Source organism: Spirosoma terrae, from assembly GCF_010435915.1.
Lineage (GTDB): Bacteria > Bacteroidota > Bacteroidia > Cytophagales > Spirosomataceae > Spirosoma > Spirosoma terrae.
This window is the reverse complement of sequence record NZ_JAAFZH010000013.1, coordinates 91373-113068: the sequence shown is the minus strand read 5'-3', so window position 1 is coordinate 113068 and position 21696 is coordinate 91373. Positions and strand designations below refer to the sequence as shown.

The 21696-nt window shown below is 47.0% G+C and carries 22 protein-coding genes; 9 read left to right on the top strand and 13 right to left on the bottom strand.

Going from position 1 to position 21696, the window contains the following annotated elements; all coding sequences use genetic code 11:
- Nucleotides 1–93: 93 nt before the first annotated feature.
- From GK108_RS23240 to GK108_RS23210, 7 genes are all read right to left on the bottom strand, one after another.
- Nucleotides 94–789 (bottom strand): LytR/AlgR family response regulator transcription factor, encoded by a 696-nt coding sequence (locus tag GK108_RS23240; RefSeq protein ID WP_163953670.1) that lies wholly within the window; start codon nucleotides 787–789, stop codon nucleotides 94–96.
- 4 nt (nucleotides 790–793) lie between these two features.
- Nucleotides 794–2248 carry a serine hydrolase domain-containing protein gene (locus GK108_RS23235; RefSeq protein WP_163953668.1) on the bottom strand — a complete coding sequence of 485 codons (1455 nt, stop codon included), beginning with the start codon at nucleotides 2246–2248 and terminating at the stop codon, nucleotides 794–796.
- 61 nt (nucleotides 2249–2309) lie between these two features.
- Nucleotides 2310–3842, bottom strand: a complete 1533-nt coding sequence (locus GK108_RS23230; protein ID WP_163953665.1) for a sensor histidine kinase — start codon at nucleotides 3840–3842, stop codon at nucleotides 2310–2312.
- A 91-nt stretch (nucleotides 3843–3933) separates the two neighbouring features.
- Nucleotides 3934–5364: an arylsulfatase gene (locus GK108_RS23225; protein ID WP_163953663.1), complete on the bottom strand. Its 1431-nt coding sequence runs from the start codon at nucleotides 5362–5364 to the stop codon at nucleotides 3934–3936.
- An 81-nt stretch (nucleotides 5365–5445) separates the two neighbouring features.
- Nucleotides 5446–6378 (bottom strand): M20/M25/M40 family metallo-hydrolase, encoded by a 933-nt coding sequence (locus GK108_RS23220; protein ID WP_163953661.1) that lies wholly within the window; start codon nucleotides 6376–6378, stop codon nucleotides 5446–5448.
- 98 nt (nucleotides 6379–6476) lie between these two features.
- Complete coding sequence (locus GK108_RS23215; RefSeq protein WP_163953659.1) at nucleotides 6477–7979, bottom strand: alpha-amylase family glycosyl hydrolase; 1503 nt, start codon at nucleotides 7977–7979, stop codon at nucleotides 6477–6479.
- 65 nt (nucleotides 7980–8044) lie between these two features.
- Nucleotides 8045–8623, bottom strand: a complete 579-nt coding sequence (locus GK108_RS23210) for a Maf family protein (protein WP_163953656.1) — start codon at nucleotides 8621–8623, stop codon at nucleotides 8045–8047.
- A gap of 79 nt (nucleotides 8624–8702) precedes the next feature.
- On the opposite strand from GK108_RS23210, the gene GK108_RS23205 reads away from it, so the two are divergent.
- The 4 genes from GK108_RS23205 to GK108_RS23190 all read left to right on the top strand — a co-directional run bounded on the left by GK108_RS23205 (nucleotide 8703) and on the right by GK108_RS23190 (nucleotide 12574).
- Nucleotides 8703–9233: a GNAT family N-acetyltransferase gene (locus GK108_RS23205; protein WP_163953654.1), complete on the top strand. Its 531-nt coding sequence runs from the start codon at nucleotides 8703–8705 to the stop codon at nucleotides 9231–9233.
- A gap of 246 nt (nucleotides 9234–9479) precedes the next feature.
- Nucleotides 9480–11399, top strand: coding sequence for a hypothetical protein (locus GK108_RS23200; protein ID WP_246225113.1), 1920 nt, complete (start codon nucleotides 9480–9482; stop codon nucleotides 11397–11399).
- A gap of 61 nt (nucleotides 11400–11460) precedes the next feature.
- Nucleotides 11461–11916, top strand: a complete 456-nt coding sequence (locus tag GK108_RS23195) for a MarR family winged helix-turn-helix transcriptional regulator (protein WP_163953649.1) — start codon at nucleotides 11461–11463, stop codon at nucleotides 11914–11916.
- Nucleotides 11917–11968: 52 nt separating this feature from the next.
- A complete protein-coding gene (locus GK108_RS23190; RefSeq protein WP_163953647.1) occupies nucleotides 11969–12574 on the top strand; it encodes a YceI family protein in 606 nt (201 codons plus the stop codon).
- Between the two features lie 64 nt (nucleotides 12575–12638).
- Here GK108_RS23190 and GK108_RS23185 read toward each other — a convergent pair whose 3' ends face one another.
- Nucleotides 12639–13082 carry a type I restriction enzyme HsdR N-terminal domain-containing protein gene (locus GK108_RS23185; RefSeq protein ID WP_163953645.1) on the bottom strand — a complete coding sequence of 148 codons (444 nt, stop codon included), beginning with the start codon at nucleotides 13080–13082 and terminating at the stop codon, nucleotides 12639–12641.
- An 87-nt stretch (nucleotides 13083–13169) separates the two neighbouring features.
- Between GK108_RS23185 and GK108_RS23180 the strand changes: the two genes are divergently transcribed.
- Nucleotides 13170–13940, top strand: coding sequence for an AMP nucleosidase (locus tag GK108_RS23180; protein WP_163953643.1), 771 nt, complete (start codon nucleotides 13170–13172; stop codon nucleotides 13938–13940).
- 56 nt (nucleotides 13941–13996) lie between these two features.
- Here GK108_RS23180 and GK108_RS23175 read toward each other — a convergent pair whose 3' ends face one another.
- Entirely contained in the window at nucleotides 13997–14356 is a 360-nt protein-coding gene (locus tag GK108_RS23175) for a winged helix-turn-helix transcriptional regulator (protein WP_163953641.1), read from the bottom strand.
- A gap of 140 nt (nucleotides 14357–14496) precedes the next feature.
- On the opposite strand from GK108_RS23175, the gene GK108_RS23170 reads away from it, so the two are divergent.
- Nucleotides 14497–15393 (top strand): pirin family protein, encoded by an 897-nt coding sequence (locus GK108_RS23170; RefSeq protein WP_163953639.1) that lies wholly within the window; start codon nucleotides 14497–14499, stop codon nucleotides 15391–15393.
- A 67-nt stretch (nucleotides 15394–15460) separates the two neighbouring features.
- Here GK108_RS23170 and GK108_RS23165 read toward each other — a convergent pair whose 3' ends face one another.
- Nucleotides 15461–16789 (bottom strand): tetratricopeptide repeat protein, encoded by a 1329-nt coding sequence (locus tag GK108_RS23165; protein WP_163953637.1) that lies wholly within the window; start codon nucleotides 16787–16789, stop codon nucleotides 15461–15463.
- Nucleotides 16790–17117: 328 nt separating this feature from the next.
- Between GK108_RS23165 and GK108_RS23160 the strand changes: the two genes are divergently transcribed.
- Nucleotides 17118–17540 carry an Hsp20/alpha crystallin family protein gene (locus GK108_RS23160; protein WP_163953635.1) on the top strand — a complete coding sequence of 141 codons (423 nt, stop codon included), beginning with the start codon at nucleotides 17118–17120 and terminating at the stop codon, nucleotides 17538–17540.
- 75 nt (nucleotides 17541–17615) lie between these two features.
- On the opposite strand, the gene GK108_RS23155 is transcribed toward GK108_RS23160, so the two are convergent.
- Nucleotides 17616–18257, bottom strand: a complete 642-nt coding sequence (locus GK108_RS23155; RefSeq protein WP_212592860.1) for an LOG family protein — start codon at nucleotides 18255–18257, stop codon at nucleotides 17616–17618.
- Nucleotides 18248–18913, bottom strand: coding sequence for a phosphoribosylanthranilate isomerase (locus tag GK108_RS23150; protein ID WP_163953631.1), 666 nt, complete (start codon nucleotides 18911–18913; stop codon nucleotides 18248–18250). Before GK108_RS23150 ends, GK108_RS23155 begins: the two co-directional genes overlap by 10 nt.
- Before the next feature lie 89 nt (nucleotides 18914–19002).
- Here GK108_RS23150 and GK108_RS23145 point away from each other — a divergent pair, with 89 nt between their 5' ends.
- Entirely contained in the window at nucleotides 19003–20256 is a 1254-nt protein-coding gene (locus GK108_RS23145; protein WP_163953629.1) for an MFS transporter, read from the top strand.
- Nucleotides 20257–20335: 79 nt separating this feature from the next.
- Here GK108_RS23145 and GK108_RS23140 read toward each other — a convergent pair whose 3' ends face one another.
- Nucleotides 20336–20542, bottom strand: a complete 207-nt coding sequence (locus GK108_RS23140; RefSeq protein ID WP_163953626.1) for a hypothetical protein — start codon at nucleotides 20540–20542, stop codon at nucleotides 20336–20338.
- A 201-nt stretch (nucleotides 20543–20743) separates the two neighbouring features.
- On the opposite strand from GK108_RS23140, the gene GK108_RS23135 reads away from it, so the two are divergent.
- Nucleotides 20744–21610, top strand: coding sequence for an SMP-30/gluconolactonase/LRE family protein (locus GK108_RS23135; RefSeq protein ID WP_212592859.1), 867 nt, complete (start codon nucleotides 20744–20746; stop codon nucleotides 21608–21610).
- Nucleotides 21611–21696: the final 86 nt, after the last annotated feature.

Here is a 21696-nt window from a genome sequence, read left to right as displayed (position 1 = left end):
CAATCGCTGATAGTGAAGAAAGAGGAACAGTAGTCTATAGAGTTTTGACTAAACGTATGCTGATTCTAAACTACGCGGGCCGCACTGGTGGCACTACAATTGAAGAAGTTTGGCCCGGATTGTTGCGAGCGATTCCTCGTAAGAGGCTCCAATGGGAATCTGCTTCCCGTCGATAATAAGGTCCTGACGGCTGATTTTGTCGATTTTGTTCCAGGCAATTAAGTAGGAGCGGTGAACGCGTAAGAACTGCGAAGCGGGTAAGCTTTGCTGAAGCTCCGACATAGTCTGACGGCTGAGGAGTTTACGGTTTTTGAGCACAAACGTTACGTAGTTTCCCTCCGCTTCGACGTAAAGAATATCGTCCAGCATTACTTTCTCTTCCTCGTATCCGGTCTTGACAAACAGAAAAGCAGGCTCATCATCGGAACGTAACGTTTTTTGTTCCAGTGCCTTATTGCAGGCCTTGATAAATCGGGCCAGCGAGAACGGTTTTAACAGATAATCAATAGCATCCAGCTCAAAACCGTTGACAGCGTAGTCGGAATAGGCCGTTGTGAAAACCACCATAGGCACTTTCGACAAACAGTTTACTACCTCAAGACCCGAAATATCGGGCATTTTTATGTCCAGAAACAGCAGATCGATTTTGTTGGTCTGGAGCCAGCTAATGGCTTCGAAGGCATCGGTAAACGTCGCTTTCAGATCCAGAAACGAAACTTTGGCCGCATGGAGTCTGACCACTTCCAGCGCTTGTGGTTCATCGTCGATAGCTATGGCGGTAAGATTCATAGACTTACTTAATTTTTACCCATGTTGTGGTTTCGTGGGTGACTCCCGTAACAGCACCACTGGCTGACGTCTCAAATGTAAATTGGTCGCCGTATTCTTTTACAAAGAAATTAAGAGTTGATTCCGGATAGAGCGTGTATTCAAAGCCATTCCAGACCTGTTTAACCCACAGACTTTTGTTTTTGGCGACAATCTGAAGCACCCGATCCTTTCGGGAAGGAAGAGCGTACTCGCCTGCCAGGACAGCCAGCTTTTCCTGCGATAAATTAATTATTTTTTTGACAATTGGTTTGAAATCAGACCAGCCGTAAGCCTTTGCAATGCTACGTAGCATCTCGAAGATCAATCCCATGCCGTCATCCCCGTTTGTCATAATCGCTACGCTCTGACCCGATTTAATGTGGCTGTAGAAATACGATCTAAAGCCTGAATTACCACCTCCGTGACTGAAAGCCAGCGAATCGCCAGTGTTACGTATTTCCGGGCCCAGGCCATGTTCGCCAACGTGTTTAGTAAGCATGGTGCGGGTCATTTTGGGGGAGAGTACGTGGTTCGCTTTTCCTGTTAATGACTGCTGCACTTCGGTCATGTAGTGAGCTAAGTCAGTAGGCGTTGTCCATAAGCCAGCAGGAGCCATTTCCGGATACGTATGCCAGTCGCCAGCGATTTTTTTGCCGTTGCCCAAATGTCCAACACTGGCATTGTTCTGTAATGAGTCCGGTAGCGGTTGTTGATACGAACTGTTCGTCATACCGATTGGCTGTAATACGTACTGATTCATGATTTCTGAAAATGGCATTCCCGTTACGTCTTCGAGTAACTGCTGTAAGACTACATACCCGCCACCGGAATACCGCCAGCGGCTACCGGCTAGCGTATCGGACAGAACAGGAGGAGAGTGGGCTGGTTTTTCGCCGTTTAGGATCTGCATTACCGAAGGAATCGGCTCACCGGCAGCGTATCCACGAAAACCATGAACCGTAAGTCCGGCGGTATGGGATAGTAACTCGCGAAGGGTTACTGGTTTCTGTTCCGTAAACCGATTTCGCTTTAGTTTCCAGCTTTTTAGATACGTATTGACATCCGTATCCAGATCAAGTTTCCCGGCTTCTACCAGTCTTAGTGCGGCTAAAGCGGCAATCGGTTTGCTGATAGAAGCCGCCTGGAATAATGTCTGTGTATCAGCCTTTTTCAGGCTGTCGCTGCTCAGATAGCCGTATGCCTTGGCCCATTCAAACTGTCCATTGTTAACAAAGGCAATACTAACCGCCGGGACATGATAATGACGCATTCTCTCTTCTAGCGTGAAGAGTACCGGAGGTTGGTCAGCTAACTGAAGAGGAGGCATTAAACTGGTTTCAACCAGGCGAATTTGCTGTTCTACAGATAGTGTTTGCGGCTGACCAACGGCCAGTTTGGCCACAACGAGCATGAGCAGAAAGAGTGTGAACGCTTTCATAAGTCGAAAAAGTGAAGGATTTGATCGGTAGATGAGTGAAATCGGGAATTGGTTGCAGCCACTACCAGAAACCCAGCGTAAGCGCTACGAAATAATCCTGATCTGACTGCTGAATGGTTAGTTCATGGCGACCGGGGTAAATCAATTCCAGCCGTTTTTGAACATTATTGAGGCCCACCCCCGATTTATCTTCTTCAGGGTCATTAGCGTGTCTGGCGTGTAACGAATTATGGACTTTAAAGTAAAGTCGGGTAGCATCCAGCGTTAACGTAACGTAAATCCAGGACGGATTTCGCAGACTGATTCCGTGTTTAAAGGCATTTTCCACGAAGGGGATCAGCATCATTGGAGCCAGATAAATGTCGCGGTCGGGTTCCTGAATTGTTACCCGGATTTCAATACCATGCGATTCGTCGAGCCGCATGCGCTGGAGCTGGATGTAGTTGTGCAGATACTCGATTTCCTTGCTAAGCGGAATACGTTCGCGGTTATTTTCCTGCAGCATAAACCGCATCATATCGCCCAGTTTCTGAATGCCATCGGCCGTCTTTTCGCTGTTCTCTTTCAAGGCCGTAGCGTACAAACTATTTAAGGCATTGAACAAAAAGTGCGGATTGATCTGCGCCCGCAGACTGGCCAGCTCAGCGGATTTGGTCGATACCTGCGTTTGAAGCACGGTTTGTTCTTGACTCAGCACCCGGCGGAGGTAGGCAACTGAAAACGATGTTGCATAAATTATGAACAGGAATGAGATAATTATTCTTGCGTTGAAACTATTACTGGCTATCAATAATGTGATCGTACTGGCTAACCCCAGAAGTATATACAGGACTAGGGAGATACTAGTAGCTGCTGATTGAAAATTACCAAACTTGGGAAGAATGTAAGTGTAGCAGTAAGCCTGCAGGTAATAAATGATTATGATCAGCGCCAGTGGGAAAAAGTTGGATCGAATTGGATGAAACCAGGAATAAATAGGGAAGCTGGACTCCAGCGCAAAAACCAACAAAAGTATGTAACTCCCTCCTAGTAAAACATAGCCAACCCACCTGATATACTTCTCTAAATCATACCTGATTTTCTGACTCAGATAGGCATACAATTGAAACAATAATTCAAATGCAAGAATGAAAAAGCCTAGTTCAACGGTGGTGGCGAAAACAGTTCTCTTGCGATACGTGGAATACGCCTTTAGACCAATGGCATTGCCAAGGTCATCGTATCGATAACGGACATAAAGTTTAAGATAATTGTAGCTGAAAGCACTGGCAACGAGTAGTGCTATGGTTATAAGGCCATATATCCAGACTTTCGAGTCGGTATTGTTTTGATTGAGTCGTGGATAAGCCAGATAGTGGAAATTATACCAGGCCGCCAGGAAAAAGAAAACGCCAGCGATCAGAGGAAGGTTTGTATTCAGGAGATAGTTATACGTAGCATGTTCGGGCCATATGGGTTCTGGTCTCGATACGACTCTGTCGAACATATTATCGAATCGAGCCATCTCTATTCTCAAGATATAGGCAACGTATAGTGTAGCCGCACTAACCAGAAAGAATGGTTCGATACGTCGGACAAGCGTACTGTTTTCCATAGTGTTAATTTTTAGTCAAAACTATGGGGACGGAACAGGGGCGTGGTGGAAATGGGATAAACGCCCTCGAAAATGGGGTGAATCCGTCAATTTACTCTTGCTGAAATGGAAATAAGGCTGATTCACGATGAGATTGACGCATCAATTGACCAAGTTGCCGGGCTTTATCGGGATGTTTAGACGCTACGTTGTTGGCTTCAGCGGGATCGTTGGCCAGATCGTATAACTCAACTGGTCCGTCGGGGTTTGTTGATGCCTGTAAACGTACCGCTTTCCAGTTTCCCTGGCGTATGGCTTGCCGACCGCCGTTTTCGTGGAATTCCCAGTATAAATAATCGTGCTTTTTCTGAGTGCCTTTGCCGGTGAGTGTTGGCACAAAAGAAATCCCATCGATGGATGACGTAACTCTGGTTCCAGCCAGCTCAGCAAAGGTGGGCAGTACGTCCCAAAAAGCACCGATGTACTCGCTTGTTTGCCCCGGTTTGATGCCGTTTGGCCATCGGGCAAAAAACGGCTCCCGAATACCACCTTCATACAGATCACGTTTGACGCCCCGAAAACCGCCACCGCTGTTAAAAAAGGTAGGATCGGCTCCCCCTTCGGTGTGTGGGCCGTTATCGCTCGTGAAAATAACCAGCGTATTCTGGTCTAATCCTTTTTCTTTTAGCTTGTTCATAACCTGACCAACGTACCAGTCTAGCCGGGTAACCATGGCCGCAAACGTAGCGCGGGGAATGGGCTGCGACGCATAACCGCCAGTTTTGGCATTGGGGCCATAGTCGGCACCCTTGAACGGCTTCTCGTCAAATTTACCTTTATAGTACGCCAGTAAGCTGTCGTCCGGTGCCATCAGTTCGGCATGAGGCAAAATGTACGGAAGGAAAAGGAAAAAAGGCTGCTGTCCCTTCTCGTTGTCCAGAAAAGCAAGTGCCTGTTTCTGAATTAGATCGGGAGCATATTCGCTGGCCTGACGAAGGTTTTCATTGCCGGTTAGTGCCACTTTCTGGTTATCGCTCCAAAGGTGATCAGGATAATAGCGGTGTGCCTGCGCCTGACAGTTGTAGCCATAAAACCGATCAAATCCCTGTTTAAGTGGGTCGCCTGTCGAACCGACCGGGCCAAGCCCCCACTTTCCAAAAGCAGCCGTTCGATAGCCTGATTTCTTCAGTAATTCGGCCACCGTAACCACTGAATCGGCAATGGGTTGCTGACCTTCTGGTTGCACCTCTTTGTTACCCCGTATGTAGGTATGCCCCGTATGCTGACCCGTCATCAGCGATGACCGAGACGGTGCGCAAACCGACGTACCGGCATAGAACTGCGTGAATTGCATTCCTTCTCTGGCCAGCCGGTCGATATTGGGCGTTTTGATGAGTTTCTGCCCATTGATGCCCACGTCGCCATAACCCAGATCATCGGCCAAAATAAAAACAATATTGGGCCTGGCTGCTTTCTGGGCCTGAACTGATGCTCCTAAAGACAAGGTATAGAAAAGGAGAAGGACAAGGAAGGGCTTTTGCATAGAATACGCTTTTCAGGGTCGAGCGATTGTGTGAACGCTGTTGAGTGAAACGATAGGATGATCAGCAGCAGGCCAAGGCAATTACTTGACCGCTGTAAAGTTCATTTTAGGGAGCTTCAGGGCATTTTCAATCAAGTTGATTTCCAGTTTTAGAATGGCTTCTTCCGCCTGTACATCAATTTTTTCGGGGTCGTCCGTTGGCTTGTGGTAATCCGGGTGTCCGCCCGTATGAAAGAAGAGTACTGGAATCTGCTTCGCATAGAATGCCGCGTTGTCGGAGCCGCCGTTGCCTGCCCGGTCGGTAAAGAATTTGATGGAACTCTCCACGCCGTTAAAAACAGTGGGCCAGGCATCGCTGGTGCCGTAGCCGCCAATGCCAACGCCCCGCTCTGGATTATAACGCCCAATCATATCCATACAAATCATGAAATTCATGTCCTTCAGCGGCAGGGTTGGATTGTTCAGAAAATAACGTGACCCCACTAGACCCAATTCTTCGGCACCAAAGGCCACGAACAGGAAGTTATAAGGTTCCGTTACGTTGTTTTTACTGAAATACTGCGCCAGTTCCAGCAAACCCGCCACCCCCGATGCATTGTCGTCGGCCCCGTTGTGAATTTTGCCCTGCGGCAGCGAATCCAGCGAACTTCCCTGTCGGCCCATACCAATGTGATCGTAGTGAGCGCCAATGACGATCGTATTAGGCGCGTTATTATCCAGAAAGCCGATCACATTTTTGGCTTCGCGCAAGCTGTCGGGGACAACAACCCGACGAACTTTAGCCGTAAATGACTGAAAATAACCATCGGTGCCCAACGGTTTCAGACCGTATTTTTTGAACTGTTTAGCCACGTAGCGTGCCGCTTTAGCGTTTTCGGCACTACCCGTTCCCCGGCCTTTCATGTTATCGGAGGCCAGATAGCGAATGTGGCTGGCAATACGTTTGGCTGACGGCTCCTGAGCGAAAAGAGGTAATGAAATAAGTACGAACAGACTGCAAAAGAGAATCTTCATGAACACTATTGATCGAATAAGTTAGCCAAAATAGAACAAGCAGAGCTGTATGTAGTTTCGTTTGTCTTTTATGATAAAACGGTTGGTAGGACGTACCGTTATTCTACGATTACACAGCTGTAGCCCGGAACGGTAATCTGGTCGTCAGCCAATAAACTGCCCGGTGCTGTTTCGAAAATAATGCATCGACACCAGGCTTCGGTAGGGGAAAACACGACGTTGATAGGCGATTTTGTCAGGTTATGAATGACCAATACCCGTTGGTCGCTGGTGGAGCTTTGACGGATGAACGCCACAATACCTTTTTGGCGGATACCTGCCTGTTCCAGTCGGCTCAGGTTATCATTCAGAACGGCATGGCCGTTACGGTAGTGAATAAGTCGCTTGTAGTGATTAAAAAGCGAATCGGAATTTGCCTGCTGCTCGGCCAAAGGCTGCACCGTCTGGCTGGTGCTGTATTTGCCTCGTTGCCAGCGAGTACGTTGCTTGTCGCGGGTGCGGATGTCCCATAAAAACGGTTCCCGAATATATTCGTCAGGTTTCATGCCCAGCATGCCAATCTCTTCGCCGTAATACAGATAGGGTAATCCGGGCAGTGTCAGCAGCAGATTGGCGGCAACCTTCAGATGATCCAGCTTCCCTTTCAGCATACTTCCGATTCGATTCTGATCGTGGTTCGATAGTAGCAGCGAATCGATAAACTGAGGATTGACAGTTCCGAACGTAGCGTGAACGTACGACAAATACTCGATCAACTCTTCGGTATCGTCTTCGTTACGGACAATATCAGTCAGCATCAACTGAAGATCAAAATTGAAATTTGCCTTTAGGCCACGGAAATATGGAGCAATATGTTCAGGCCGGGTCCAGACCTCGCCCACGGTATAGGCTCCGGGCTTGGCTTCTTCGACAACCTGCCCAAATTCCGCCCAGAATTCATGATTTTTAGGTTCCTCGAATTCTCGATACAGATGGCGGGCGGCATCGAGCCGGAAACCATCGACCCCAATGTCGTTGAGCCAGTAGCGGGCAATGGCAAACACCGCTTCGCGAACGGGCCGATAGTCGAAGTTAAGATCCGGCATACCGCTCCAGAACATACCGTAATACCGCTCAGGATACGACGATCCACGGACGGCGTGCCAGGGATTACGTTCGCCCGAATCGGCCGTAATGTCGCGGGTGGCCAGCTTTCGACGCTTTATTTCGTCGGGCCGTAACCATTTATAGTAGTTCCAGTAAGGGTTGTCGGGGCCTTTTGAGGCTTCCCTGAACCAGGGATGATGAATACTGGTATGATGCAGGACCAGATCGATAATGACAGCAATATCGCGTTGATGAGCTTCCGCTACCAATCGCCTGAAATCATCGATAGTTCCGTATTCCGGGTCAATGCCGTAATAGTCTGTTACGTCGTATTTATGATACGTTGGCGAAGGGCTGATGGGCATCAGCCATATGGCCGATACACCCAGATTTTTCAGATAATCGAGGTTAGCCGTAACGCCATTGAGATCACCTATGCCATCGCCATTGGAGTCGGCAAACGACCGCACAAAAATTTCATAATGAACGCCAGTATGGCCAATGGGAATTTTCATAACTCAATAAGCGACTGAATAAGCTAAAGGCGAGAAGGTAGGCGCGGGTACCTTTTTACGCTCGTTCAATCGTTGACAAACTGTTTTAATGCCTGATAAACGCGGTGAGTGGGTAAACCCATAACGGTGTAAAACGAGCCATCTAAGTGCTCAATACCAACCAGGCCGATAAAATCCTGAGCGCCGTAGGAACCTGCCTTGTCGAATGGTTTGCATTCCCGAATGTAATACGAAATTTCGTCTTCGGTTAACGTAGCGAATCTCACCGTTGTTTCGTCGGTAAATGAGTGAAGTCCGGCTGGCGTTAGAATAGCAACGCCTGTCCGAACGCGGTGGGTTCGGCCCGATAGCGAGCGAAGCATTCGGCGGGCGTCCTCTTCGTTCTGGGGCTTATTCAGGATCTGGTTCTCTAAAATGACCACCGTATCGGCACACAGAACAATCCGCTCCCCCAGGTCGCTTTGGAATTGTTCGGCTTTCTGGCAGGCCAGATACTCCGCTACGTCATCCACGGGCATGGTATCGGAGAACGTCTCGTTAGTGGGTCGGATTTCGATAGAAAACTGAAATCCGGCATCGGTCATGAGCTGTTTTCGACGGGGCGAGCCTGACGCCAGAATAAGTGGATAGCGAAGAGTAAGCATAGATTGAGGATACAATTTACGGGCAAATTTCGCTCTATATTCGTAAATCGCATATCCTATTCTATAAATATCGATACTCGTGTCTATTCGAATCGCCACTCTTTCGGACGCCGATGTGCTGACAGAATTGTCGGCAACCACTATGTATGAAGCGTTTGGCCCACCGCATAACCCAGCCGAACTGGTTGCCGAATACGTAGCGTCGGCCATTACGTTGCCCATTATACAACAGGAACTGGCTGATCCTAAATCGACATTCTTTTTGGTTGAAGCCGACAATGGTACGCCAGTTGGCTATGCCAAAATGCGTCGGCATACGCCACCACGTAGCATGCCAGAACCCCATCGGAGTGTACGTAACGCCGTTGAAATTCAGCGGATCTATTTGCGCCAGGATCAGGTTGGTCAGGGGCAGGGGCGTTTATTGATGGAACACTGCCTGAACTGGGCCAGCGAACAAGGTTACAAGGCCGTGTGGCTAGGGGTGTGGGAACGTAATGAACGGGCACTGGCTTTTTACAAAAAAATAGGATTTGAGCGCTTTGGGTATCATTATTTTCAATTTGGCTCGGAGCGTCAGCGCGATTTCTGGTTACAAAAACAATTATAATTTGTTACATCGTTAATAAAGGCGATTGGGTAGTCCAACTCGAGTAGAGACGTAGTGAAACTAGCTGATTGTCAATGTCAATGTTCGTCCGTACTGTAATCGATGATGATCCTTGGCGAAAGTATGGAGCAGTTCGTTTAAACCACTTCCTGTTTTTAACACTCTAAAAAATAAAACGAACAAACGGTGAATCGTCGGTGCCTGAATCTGTTGTTACCACTACTGTACTGCCTGTTGGTAGGACGTATGGTTTTAATGGGGGCAGAAACCTTTGCGCAGCAGCCACAAGCACAACCACAACTGCCAGACTCAGTGCGCTACGTATCGAAGAAAGCGAATGATTCGCTGGCCACCAAAGTCTTACCTACGCTTAACGATAGCGCGTTTATACAGCGGGATAGCGTTTTTTATAACCGTTTGAAAACCAAGATGTATAAGCACCGGATGACCCGGCAACTGTACGACCTTATTTTTCAGGATGTCTATAACAGCCGGGTAAGAACCGGGGAGGTTAATCAGTTAGAAGTAAATCCGTTTAAGCAATACGAGGGCCGAATTATCGGCGATATCTATATTCGTCGGTTGGGTGTATTTGGTCAATCGGTATACGATACACTTCGAAAACCCGGCAACTGGGTCGAACGGACCGGGAATCGACTGCATACCAATACGCGTGCGAATATTATACGTCGTTCCTATCTGCTTTTTCGGGAAGGCGATGCGCTGAATCCTACGGTTTTGCGCGATAACGAACGACTGTTACGTACTACGCCGATTTTTCACGATGCTCGTATCCTGGTACTGCCGCGAGCGGGTAGCCGCCAGTTTGTCGATGTATACGTAATTACGCAGGACGTATGGTCGTTGCTGCCCACCGGCGGGGTAGGCTCACTGAATCAGTTCAGTCTGGGTTTTGAACAAAGGAATTTTCGGGGTGTTGGGCATCAGCTTTTTGCGCAGGTTGCCTATTCGGGAGATGATCCGCGCCAGGTTATGGAGTACCAGGGACGATATACGGTGCCTTTTATCGGGAAAACGTTCCTGACCGCACAGGCCGAATTCTTGTATCTACGTGATCTGAAACAAGCTGCCTTACGCCTTTACAGACCGTTTTTGACACCCGATACAAAATATGCGGGAGCAATTGAAATCAACCGGACGCAGGTAAACCAGCGATTGGTTACCCGAAACGATAGTGTCTTGCTGGTTCCATTCACCTATAATTATTCCGATATATGGGTTGGGCGATCCTTTCGGATATTCTACAGTGCCAACGACGACGAAGCCAGGGGCCGGTCAAGGCTGGTTATTGCGCTACGTAATACCATTTACGATTTCTCGCAGCGCCCTACCGTAACGCCCGATACCAACCAGTTGTATCAGGACAGCCGCACTACGTTATTTAGTATTGGTTATTCCCGCCGGAAATACGTCCGTGATGTCTTAATATATGGGTTTGGTCGTACTGAGGACGTACCGGTAGGGGAGGCTATTGCAATCATTACCGGGTTTGATAATGCCGAATTAGGGCCCCGAAAATATGCTGGCATAAACTTTTCGCAGGGTAAGTACCTGGCTAAATCGGGATACCTCTATTCGCTGGCGAATATTGGGGGGTATATCCGTAATCAGCGCATTGAGCAAGGCATGTTATCACTCGAAGCCAATTATTTTAGTCCGCTTATGTCGTCGAAGTGGGGCAATATGCGGCATTTTTTCAATAGTCGTTTCACGATGGGTATTGATCGGTTCGATAACGAATATATTACGCTGAACAGTAGTACCAGCGGACTCAATACGGATGGCATAGGCATTAACAACGATGCGTTGCGGGGCACCAACCGATTCCTGTTCAATTATCAGAACATACTTTTTTCAAAACTAAATTTTATCGGCTTTCGGGTGGCTTTCATTACGTTTGCCAACCTGGGTCTGGTTAGCTTCCCGGATCGTTCCTTATTCAAAGGACCGCTGTATCAGGGTTATGGAATTGGTTTTCGCTTACGTAATGAGAACCTGACATTCAACAGTTTCCAGGTTCGAATTGCCTATTATCCGAACATTCCGAATAATACGATTCCTTTCCGATTTGCCTTTGAAGGAATACCAGTTCTACGCTTCAGAGACTTCGATTTATCGGCTCCGCAAATAATTCCTTACCGCTAGGGAACAAATATAATTGTATTTAATGTTGCAACATTAAATGTATGAGCATTATATTTGCACCATGTCAATAGAAACCGACATTAAGCAAACAACTCCGTTCAAGACACCATACCATCGGGTAATGGTTAATCTGATGTTTACGAGCAACTGGGTGGCCGATGCGCAGACCCGTATTCTGAAACCATTCGGATTAACCTTACAACAGTATAATGTCCTGCGGATTTTACGGGGCCAGTACCCTGATCCAGTGAAGGTAAGTGACATTACCGAACGGATGCTCGACAAGATGTCGAATGCATCAAGGCTGGTTGATAAGCTGGTTGCCAAGAAACTCGTTCTACGTACCGAATGCCCCAGCGATCGCCGTGCGGTTGACGTTGTCGTTACTGACAAAGGGTTGGCATTACTGAAGAAGCTTGATGTGCATCAGGCTGAACTGGAGGAGAGTCAACGGAGTAAACTCACGGAGGAGGAAGCTGTATTACTCAGCCAACTGCTCGATAAGCTCCGGTCATAAAGAGTATTTTTTTTCTTTTTTCTAATACAATCTGTAAAAACAAACAAATAGTATGAAAACACGTCAGTTTCTGGCAGGTTTGGTTGCTGTAGCAATCGTTGCTGGTTCTTCAGCTTTTATTGGCCCTAAAAAAGCTACCACTTATAAAGTAGATACCCAAAAAAGCATTCTGAATTGGAATGGTAAAAAAGTAACGGGCGAACACTCTGGAACCGTAAAATTGTCAGAAGGTACGCTGGCTGTTGACGGTGGCAAATTAACGGGTGGTACGTTTTCATTCGATATGAACAGTATCACCTGTACGGATTTGACCGACGCTGGCTACAATGCCAAATTCATTGGCCACATGAAATCGGAGGATTTCTTCAACACCGCGAAATTTCCGACTTCAACGTTCAAAATCACGAAAGTGACACCTAAAGGTGGTGATGCTTACGATATTACCGGTAATATGACCATTAAAGGTATTACGAACGCTGTTACGTTCCCTGCAACGGTAAAAGCAACGGCTGCTGGTGTTGAAGCATCGGGTAAAGCAACGCTTGATCGTACGAAATATGACATCCGTTACGGCTCAAAATCGTTCTTCGAAAATATCGGGGACAAAGCTATCTACGACGATTTCGTAGTAGAGATGAAAGTGGTAGCTGGTAAATAATCGTTACTACGTAGTTAATACAATCTGAATGGTGTCCCCTGGTACTACGGTATCAGGGGATTTTTTATTGAAAGGCCGGGAAGTCTTCCAGAAAGTGTAGGGCTTGCGTCGTGGGATCAATCCCGCAACAATAGTGCGTTAATCCATTGGTAATGACCAGGTACGGAGCGCGATGAACGTGGTTGTAGCGAGTCACCTGATCAAAGACAGACTGAGTGAGTGGGATATGAGGGGCTTTACATTCGACCACCAGAAAGGGCTGGCCTTCTCGGTCAAAGGCAACCAGATCAGTACGTTTCTGCGTCAGATTGAGGGTTAAACCGCCTTCTGGCCGAAGTAACGCTTTAGGATAGGCGTAATGAGTGAGTAACAGATTGACGATGTGTTGTCGTACCCACTCTTCGGGCGACAGTCGTATGTACTTGCGACGTAACAGATCGAATATATACGGTTTCCCGTCTACTTCCTTAGTTTTGCAGTCAAAAGTGGGTAAGTTTAACGTAATCATACCCGAAAATACTAAAGCGCAGAAGAGTTATCGAGCGAAAAAGAGAATCTTTTCGCTTTCTTCGGTTTATTCACTCACTTCGTAACGATGAAGACAAAAGAAGAAATAGTTGAAAACTGGTTGCCGCGCTATACTGGCACACCGATTGAACAATTTGGCGAGTATATTCTGCTAACGAATTTTATTAACTACGTTGAGCTGTTTGCCCAGAAATTTGATGTAGAGATTTATGGTATTGGGCGGGCTATGCAAACGGCCACAGCCAATAATATTACCATCATTAATTTTGGCATGGGCAGCGCCATGGCCGCTACGGTCATGGATTTACTATCGGCAGTCTCTCCCAAAGCCGTGCTGTTCTTAGGGAAATGTGGTGGTTTGAAAAAAACGCAGATCGGCGATCTGGTGCTGCCCATTGCCGCCATTCGGGGCGAGGGTACCAGCAACGACTATATGCGTCCGGAAATTCCGGCGTTGCCATCGTTCCGATTGCAGCGGGCCGTATCATCGACAATCAAAAAACACGAACTCGATTACTGGACCGGAACAGTCTATACGACCAACCGGCGTATCTGGGAGCACGATGAGCCTTTCAAGGATTACCTGCGGGAAATTCGTACGATGGCTATCGATATGGAGACGGCTACCATCTTTACGGTTGGTTTTGTGAATTCAATACCCCACGGGGCTTTATTGTTGGTGTCCGATAATCCGCTCGTGCCGGAAGGGGTAAAAACCGAAGAAAGCGACAAACGCGTAACCACTCAGTTCGTTAATAAGCACCTTGAAATCGGTATCGATGCGCTCATCGAGCTTGAAATGTCCGGCGATTCCGTAAAACACCTGAAATTTGAATAGAGCCGTTTAGGCTAGCCTGGTCCGACGTAGTGATTTTCCTGGTGAAAGTTGCTACGTTATTTTTCTTCATTAACTAGATAAGCTCTGTGCAGAATTCCCCATTTGCGCAGCGATTCAATAACCTCATTTAGTGACTGGCTGTGTGGCGTTAGAGCATACGTTACTCTGATTGGAAACGTGTCTTCTACCGTTCGCCTGACCAATCCGTTTGCGACCAGATCCTGAAGTTCCTTAGACAGCATCCGATCGGTAATCCCATCAATTTCTTTGGCAATCTCGCCAAATCGTTTTTCGCCGAAAGTAAGCGCAACAATGATTGGTAGCTTCCATTTACCGTTTAATACGTCCAGTGCGTCGCGAATGGGACGTACCGTGGCTTTGCAGACCGAGTGATCCAATGGTTCTGTTTCATTCATTCGATCTAAATACTATTCTTTTGTATAGTGCTATCAATGAGTATAGTGCTTACGAATGTATAGTAAAGGTACGTAAATTTGGTTCATACTAAAGCGGCAGACAAACTTGCTGACTGCCTGCAATAAAAAATGACTGAATCATGGAAACGATACTAGACCAACAAATCGTGACAACAAGAGAGATAGTTACGATGCATACACCACCCGCACAGCCGGGATTTTTGGGACAAGATCATACGGCCAGAGCCATTATTCAAACCGACTTCGATCATAGTGATCCTTTTATTATACTGATGGATGATCAGCTTGATAAAAAGAATGATGAACCAGTAGGTGGGCCGCATCCACATGCCGGATTCGAAACCGTTACGTTAATTCTGGAAGGTGAGCTGGGTGATACTGAACATACGATGAAAGCAGGCGACTTTCAGATAATGACCGCCGGAAGCGGTATAGTCCATACCGAAACCATTGACCGGAAAATGAAAATGAGGATTCTACAAATGTGGTTGAACTTACCTAAACAAGAGCGTTGGGCCCAACCACGCGTGCAGGATATAGTTCTGGAAAACGTACCAAAGCTGATTAATGATGAGCAGGAAATCCGGGTATATAGTGGCTCGTTTGCCGGTCTTACATCACCCATTCAGAACTACGTACCACTTATTGTGGCTGATTTGCAGTTAAAACCGGGCGCTCAAACGAGTCGGCAGTTGCCTGCTTCGTATACTGCTTTTTTGTACGTAATTGACGGGAGCGTGTCGATCGGGAACGATCAGTCGACATTGCGGGAAGGGCAGGTTGGCTGGTTGAACAGAATGTCTGGTGACGGTCTAAGTGAACTAAAACTACTGGCAGGTGAAGGTGGTGTGCGAGTTATTCTGTATGCTGCCCAGCCGCAACAGGACCCGATTGTTTCCTATGGTCCGTTCATTGCCGATACGCAGGACGAAATCAGAGAACTCTACAGGGATTTCCGTCAGGGAAAAATGAACCACGTGTCAACGTTGCCGCAAGACCGGCAGATTGTCTACTAGAGTAAAAACGAGGGTTTCACCGGCCAGTCAACGTAGTGATTGGTCGGTGAAACCCTTATTCTACTTATTAATTACAATACTCACTAATCACTTTATAAGCTGGTGTATAGCCTAATTCACCCGCTTTTGAAAGGTCCAGACAGCCGCCGTTTTCGTCACCAAGACTATGGCGAATAAGTCCACGTACATAAAAGGCTTCACTGTAACGTGGGTTTAATTTGATTGCATCATTGCAGTCTGTAATGGCCCCGCGTTGATCGCCCTGGGATGACCGGATAAGGCCACGACTAAAATACGCTTCGGCATAGGTGGGATTTAGCTCAATTGCCTTATTTAAGTCAGCCGTAGCTCCCTTCTGATCACCTTGCTTGTTTTTGGCGACTCCACGGCTGAAATAGGCTTCGGCCCGTTCCGGCGATAGATCACTGATACGGTTTTTTTCCTGTACCTGATTGCGGAGGTTATCCAGAATGGCTCGTGTCATACGACCGCTGTAAACAACCTTGGCTTCACTGGTGGAGTTGTTCATCTCAATGGCCTGGCTAAAATCCTGAAGTGCCCCTTTCTGGTCGCCTAATTTATTTCTACAGAATCCACGGCCGTAGTACGCTTTGTAGTTAGTTGGATGGAGTTTGATTGCCCGGTCATAGTCGGGCATGGCGGCTTTGTAATCGTCTAACTTACTTTTGGCAAAAGCGCGGTAATAATATGATTCGCCATCTTCAGGACTGAGTTCGATAGCCTTGTTGAGATCGGTTACAGCACCGGCAAAGTCACTGAGCTGGACTTTCGAAATACCACGACTTGCATAGGCTGCTGCCCGTTTAGGGGTCATTTCGATCACCTTGGTGAAATCGGTCAGGCTGCCTGCGTAATCGTCGAGTGATTGTTTGGTAATACCTCGGGCATAATAAGCATTTACATTGGCTGGGTCGAGTTCAATCGATTTGGAGAAGTCAGACAAAGCACCTCGGTACTGTTCGAGCTGGTTGCGACTGGCGCCCCGGCTAAAGTACGCCTGAGGATCATCTGGATTTAATTCAATTGCCCGGCTAAAGTCGAGCAAAGCGCCCCGGTAATCATCCTGTTTACTTTTACTAACCCCGCGACTTAGGTAGGCCATCGCGTCTTTGGCATTGATTTCAATAGCCCGATCGTAGTCGAGGATAGCCCCCCGGTGATCTTTTAAATTAGCCTTCGCCAAACCTCGGTTATAATAACTCGCTGAGTTTTCGGGGTTCATGGTAATGGCCATACTGAATGCCTGAAGAGCACCCGTAAAATCACCTGATTTGCTTTTGCCCACTCCACTCTCAAAAAAATCAACGGCTGTTTGTTGGGCAGATGCTGTTAACCATAAACTGAGGAAGGTAAAGGTTAATAAAGGTTTTTTCATTGTAGGATGTACAGATACGTTTTGGTAAGCTTAGGGGATCAAAATTAGGGTATCCGTATGGGCAGTCAAAGTTTGAGCGTTGTTAAATTTCTGTATGCCAGCCTTATGGGTAGAAATGGATACGTCGACCGAGCCACTGTGGGCTGACAATATTTACCCTCTGGAAATAGTATTTTTTACTGTATTGTGACAATTTGTCTTAATTATGCTGAATTTTTAAAGAAATGTGACACAATGTCTTGTTTGGCTTCCTGTTTTTGAAATGGTACGTAGTTTGACTATAGGTGAGTGTATTCGACAATGAACGATTTAAAAAAAAGATAAAAACATGGCAACTTTAGTTCGATATAACCGTATTCCTGCATTCGTTAACCCTTTCTATTCACGCCCAGTAGTTAATCGTTTTTACAACGCACAGCCTAACATTCCGGCTGTTAACGTAAAAGAAAGCGAAGGCGCTTTTCATATTGAATTAGCGGCCCCTGGTCTGAAGAAAGAAGAGTTGACAATCAACGTAGAGAACAATACGTTGACAATTGCCTATAAACCTGAAGCGAAAACCGACGAAGCTACTCCTAAATTTACCTGGCATGAGTTTGGGTTCAAAGCGTTTGAACGTAGTTTCCGTTTGCCAAAATCGGTAAATGCTGACCAAATTAAGGCAACGTACACAGATGGTATTCTTTCTGTTGAGTTGCCTAAAGTAGAAGTGAAAGAAGAGAAGTTGGTGAAAGAAATTGCTATTGCTTAATCCTAAGCAGGCAATGAATGTGAGAAACGGGGCTCAATGAGCCCCGTTTCTGTTTTAAACGGGTTGGTAACTAAGTCAGGCTTTGTTAGGCGTTAGCCACTTGGGTACCTGCGGAGCTACGTAATTGTCCATCTGACTGATTAAGCTCTCGATGCTATGGTCAACCAGCATCATATCCCGATTAACCGGCTTTAATAGTCCGTTGGTAACCATCGTATCGGCTAACGTAAGCAAGCTATCGTAAAAGTGATTGACATTGAGCAAACCTATTGGTTTCTGGTGTAGGCCAAGTTGCGACCAGGTCAGCATTTCAAAATATTCTTCCAGGGTGCCGTAGCCGCCGGGCAAAGCAATAACACCATCGGATAATTCATGCATCTTTAGCTTTCGCTGATGCATCGATTCAACCAGAATTAATTCGGTAAGATTCGTATGCGCTACCTCTTTGGTTTGCAAAAATTGAGGCAGTACGCCAATAACCTGACCGCCCTGAGATAGAGCACCATCGGCTACTGCTCCCATCAATCCTACTTTAGCCCCGCCATAAATAACCTTGATCGACCGGCTGGCCAGATACTGGCCCAGTTGGTGGGCAGTTTCCATGAAAATAGGATCAAATCCCGGACTCGAACCGCAAAATACTGTAATTGCTTTCACGTGCTTTTTCTTAATCGTTACTAATCTCAATAGGATTGCTGGCTCTACAGCTAACCGCATACTACGTTCATAAACGCTTCCAGCTTTGTAGCGTCCAACTGACCGTTGCTACGTACTCCGCTGCATATATCGAGGCCAAACGGTTGAACCTGATCGATGGCCCGACGAACGTTTTCGATGTTTAAACCACCGGCCAAAAAGACCGGAACGGGCGATTGCTCGACAATTTTCCGACTAATTTCCCAGTTGTGAACGCGACCTGTACCGCCCAGTTCTTTCACGCTCAGATTTGGATTACCCGAATCGAGGAGCAACGTATCAGCCCCGTTTTCAACGGCTTGTAACGCTTCTTCAAGGTTACGTTCATCGATGACGTGAATAACCTGCACCAGTTTGATGGCGGGGAGCGCGGCATGAAGCTGAGCATACGTTTCGGGAGCTACTGCGTCAACGATTTGAACGGTGTTGGCCCCAACACGTTGCTGATGAGCAATAATATCGGTTACGTTCGTTTCGCTCGTTAGCATGAACGTAGCAATGGGTGGGGGTGTCTGCTGAACAATCTGGGCCGCCAGATCGTCCAGTACTACGCCGGGGCCACTCGGCATTCGGCCTACCAGACCGAGTGCATCGGCACCCAGTCGTATGGCAAGCGCTGCTTCGTTAGGACTACTGATACAGCATACTTTAACCCGGGTTCGGAATCGCGATTCCATGAAGTTTTACGCTTTTATTGGATTGAAGATCGAAAGTAGGGACAAAAATCAACTTTAATCAGTTACCTAATCGATTAGTCTCTTGAAAAATGGTTACCGACAGTCCAAAAACAGATCCTTACGCTTCCTTACGTATTCCCGAGTTTCGCTATTTCATCATGAATAGTTTCCTGGTCACGGTTACGTTGCTGATTCAGGAAGTAATTTTAGGGTATGAGCTGTATAAAATGACACACGATCCACTGGCTTTAGGGCTGGTTGGGTTGGCCGAAGCCATTCCATTTATTGCCCTGTCGTTGTTTGGTGGGCATCTGGCCGACCGGCGTGATAAGAAAAGCATTTTACTCTGGAGTCTGTCGGTGATTTTGTTGGGGTCGGTTATATTGTACCTGGTCTTTCAGCCGTCTATTGTTGCTACGTTATCGCAGACCGCCCGGCTGGCGACGATTTATGGCGTTTTGATGCTGATCGGTACGGCAAAAGGATTTTACTCGCCTGCCAGTTCATCGCTAAAACCCTTTCTTGTACCACGGGAATTGTATGCCAACTCTGCTACGTGGAGCAGTTCGTTCTGGCAGGCCGGGGCTATTGTTGGCCCTGGTTTAGCGGGTTTTATTTACAGCTGGGTAGGGTTCGACAATACGTTGATTGTGGTGATTGCGCTGTTTGCTGTGTGTTTTTTTCTGATTATGCTAATTGACCGGAAGCCCGTTCCGGTTATGGATGGACCTTCGCAAAGTCTGAGCGAGAGTTTAAAAGAAGGATTCCGCTTTGTATTCAGCACCCGGATTGTATTGTACGCTATTTCGCTCGATCTGTTCTCCGTCCTGTTCGGCGGTGTTGTCGCTATTTTACCCGTTTACGCCGAAGATATTCTGAAAGTAGGTGCGGAAGGGTTAGGCTTTTTGCGGGCCGCTCCATCGGTAGGGGCATTGCTGACGATGGCGTTTATGACCAAATATCCACCCACTCACAACGCCTGGCGGAATATGTTACTGGCGGTGGCCGGATTCGGGGTTGCCACTATTGTTTTTGCTACGTCGACCAATTTCTACCTGTCGCTGTTTATGCTGTCGCTGACGGGCGCTTTTGATAGCGTCAGTGTGATTATTCGTCAGACCATTCTGCAGATTTTCCCGCCCGATCATATGCGTGGCCGCGTGGCTGCCGTAAATGGCATCTTTGTTAGTTCATCCAACGAAATCGGTGCTTTTGAATCGGGCTTGCTGGCGCGCCTGCTAGGTACCGTGCCCTCAGTAGCCCTTGGTGGGGTTGTTACGTTAGTGGTCGTTACGTATGTATATACACGATCGAAGGAGCTTTTTGCGGTTCGATTGAGTTGATTCACCCTAAAAAAACGATCGCCTGATTGCTGGCATAACGCGAGAAATCGTGCGATCGCAGGCAGTACTGAACGAGTTCTTACTGATTGTGAGACAGGTCGAGATCCCGAACGTATGCGTTCACATCAATCTGCTCATTGAGCAGAACACGAGTGTTGAAAATCTCCCAGAACAGTTCGTCTGAAAGTTGATAATCACGTTGTAATTGGACCATGTCGCGGAGGCTTTCTTTGAGTTGTCCGACTTGTGGTTGCTCTGGATAAGCGCGAGATTGGTAATTTCCCATGACCTTTGTTTTTTTAGCGTGCGAAAATTTAAACCCATCCCTCTTTAAGATTGTTTTGTATGTGGGATTAGTAGATTAATGACTAATTAGAATAATTATAGTACGCTCTTTTTATTAAGTCCAAGAGATAGTAACATCTTGGCATGGTACAACAAAATTTTTTTAGAAATTTTCTAAACCTATTGATTATCAAGCTTAGTTATGACGAGAAATCTTCTTTTTGTTGCTGCACTTTGTGCTGGAGCCAGCCTCATGGCCTTAACGCCGAAAACCTTCTATTCAAAACCCCCTAAACTCGTGAAGGCCTGGGAAACGGATACAACCCTCAGAACGCCTGAATCTGTTTTGTATGATGGAAACAATACGTTATACGTTGCCAACATTGATGGGAAACCCGACGGGCTCGATGGGAGTGGATTTATTTCAAAAGTGTCGCTCGATGGAAAGATCGAGAATTTACACTGGACCTCTGGTCTGAATGCGCCGAAAGGTATGGGGCTGTATAAGAATCGTCTGTACGTAACGGATGTGTATCGGTTAGTAGCCATCAACACGCAAACAGGTCAGGCCGAAAAAACGTGGGATGCCGTTGGGAAAGATGCGTTCCTGAACGACGTAACGGTCGACAAAGAAGGAACTGTCTATGTATCGGACAGTCGTGTTAATAAACTGTATCGGTTGAAAGACGATAAATGGGAGGTGTTCATGGAGGGTGAGCCGCTTAACAATCCGAATGGAGTGCTGGCGGTTGGTACGGATAAACTGATGATTGGTAATACCAAGACCGGTGCTCTGTGTTCACTTGATCTGAAAACCAAGGCACTCAAGCAAATTGCTGATGGTATGGCAAACACCGACGGTATTGTTCCGGAAGGAAAGGGTAATTATTTCGTATCTGACTGGAGCGGACGTTTGTTTCACATTGCTGCGGATGGCACCAAAACCGATTTGCTCGATACACGCGCTGAAAAGGTAAATGCCGCTGATATTGAGTATGTTGCCAAAAAGAAATTACTCGTTGTACCTACGTTCTTCAAAAATAAGCTGGTCGCTTATAAGGTGGAGTAATACGGGTTTATGGCAGGAGTTTCGTTACCCCCAACCCCCTGAAGGGGGCTAAAAGAACCAAGCTTTAGCCCCCTTCAGGGGGTTGG

Excerpts from the sequence above, each read along its gene's own strand:
- GK108_RS23240 (WP_163953670.1), bottom strand. The coding sequence starts at position 789 with ATGAATCTTACCGCCATAGCTATCGACGATGAACCACAAGCGCTGGAA.
- GK108_RS23235 (WP_163953668.1), bottom strand. The coding sequence starts at position 2,248 with ATGAAAGCGTTCACACTCTTTCTGCTCATGCTCGTTGTGGCCAAACTG.
- GK108_RS23230 (WP_163953665.1), bottom strand. The coding sequence starts at position 3,842 with ATGGAAAACAGTACGCTTGTCCGACGTATCGAACCATTCTTTCTGGTT.
- GK108_RS23225 (WP_163953663.1), bottom strand. The coding sequence starts at position 5,364 with ATGCAAAAGCCCTTCCTTGTCCTTCTCCTTTTCTATACCTTGTCTTTA.
- GK108_RS23220 (WP_163953661.1), bottom strand. The coding sequence starts at position 6,378 with ATGAAGATTCTCTTTTGCAGTCTGTTCGTACTTATTTCATTACCTCTT.
- GK108_RS23215 (WP_163953659.1), bottom strand. The coding sequence starts at position 7,979 with ATGAAAATTCCCATTGGCCATACTGGCGTTCATTATGAAATTTTTGTG.
- GK108_RS23210 (WP_163953656.1), bottom strand. The coding sequence starts at position 8,623 with ATGCTTACTCTTCGCTATCCACTTATTCTGGCGTCAGGCTCGCCCCGT.
- GK108_RS23200 (WP_246225113.1), top strand. The coding sequence starts at position 9,480 with ATGGTTTTAATGGGGGCAGAAACCTTTGCGCAGCAGCCACAAGCACAA.
- GK108_RS23195 (WP_163953649.1), top strand. The coding sequence starts at position 11,461 with ATGTCAATAGAAACCGACATTAAGCAAACAACTCCGTTCAAGACACCA.
- GK108_RS23190 (WP_163953647.1), top strand. The coding sequence starts at position 11,969 with ATGAAAACACGTCAGTTTCTGGCAGGTTTGGTTGCTGTAGCAATCGTT.
- GK108_RS23185 (WP_163953645.1), bottom strand. The coding sequence starts at position 13,082 with ATGATTACGTTAAACTTACCCACTTTTGACTGCAAAACTAAGGAAGTA.
- GK108_RS23180 (WP_163953643.1), top strand. The coding sequence starts at position 13,170 with ATGAAGACAAAAGAAGAAATAGTTGAAAACTGGTTGCCGCGCTATACT.
- GK108_RS23175 (WP_163953641.1), bottom strand. The coding sequence starts at position 14,356 with ATGAATGAAACAGAACCATTGGATCACTCGGTCTGCAAAGCCACGGTA.
- GK108_RS23170 (WP_163953639.1), top strand. The coding sequence starts at position 14,497 with ATGGAAACGATACTAGACCAACAAATCGTGACAACAAGAGAGATAGTT.
- GK108_RS23165 (WP_163953637.1), bottom strand. The coding sequence starts at position 16,789 with ATGAAAAAACCTTTATTAACCTTTACCTTCCTCAGTTTATGGTTAACA.
- GK108_RS23160 (WP_163953635.1), top strand. The coding sequence starts at position 17,118 with ATGGCAACTTTAGTTCGATATAACCGTATTCCTGCATTCGTTAACCCT.
- GK108_RS23155 (WP_212592860.1), bottom strand. The coding sequence starts at position 18,257 with ATGCGGTTAGCTGTAGAGCCAGCAATCCTATTGAGATTAGTAACGATT.
- GK108_RS23150 (WP_163953631.1), bottom strand. The coding sequence starts at position 18,913 with ATGGAATCGCGATTCCGAACCCGGGTTAAAGTATGCTGTATCAGTAGT.
- GK108_RS23145 (WP_163953629.1), top strand. The coding sequence starts at position 19,003 with ATGGTTACCGACAGTCCAAAAACAGATCCTTACGCTTCCTTACGTATT.
- GK108_RS23140 (WP_163953626.1), bottom strand. The coding sequence starts at position 20,542 with ATGGGAAATTACCAATCTCGCGCTTATCCAGAGCAACCACAAGTCGGA.
- GK108_RS23135 (WP_212592859.1), top strand. The coding sequence starts at position 20,744 with ATGACGAGAAATCTTCTTTTTGTTGCTGCACTTTGTGCTGGAGCCAGC.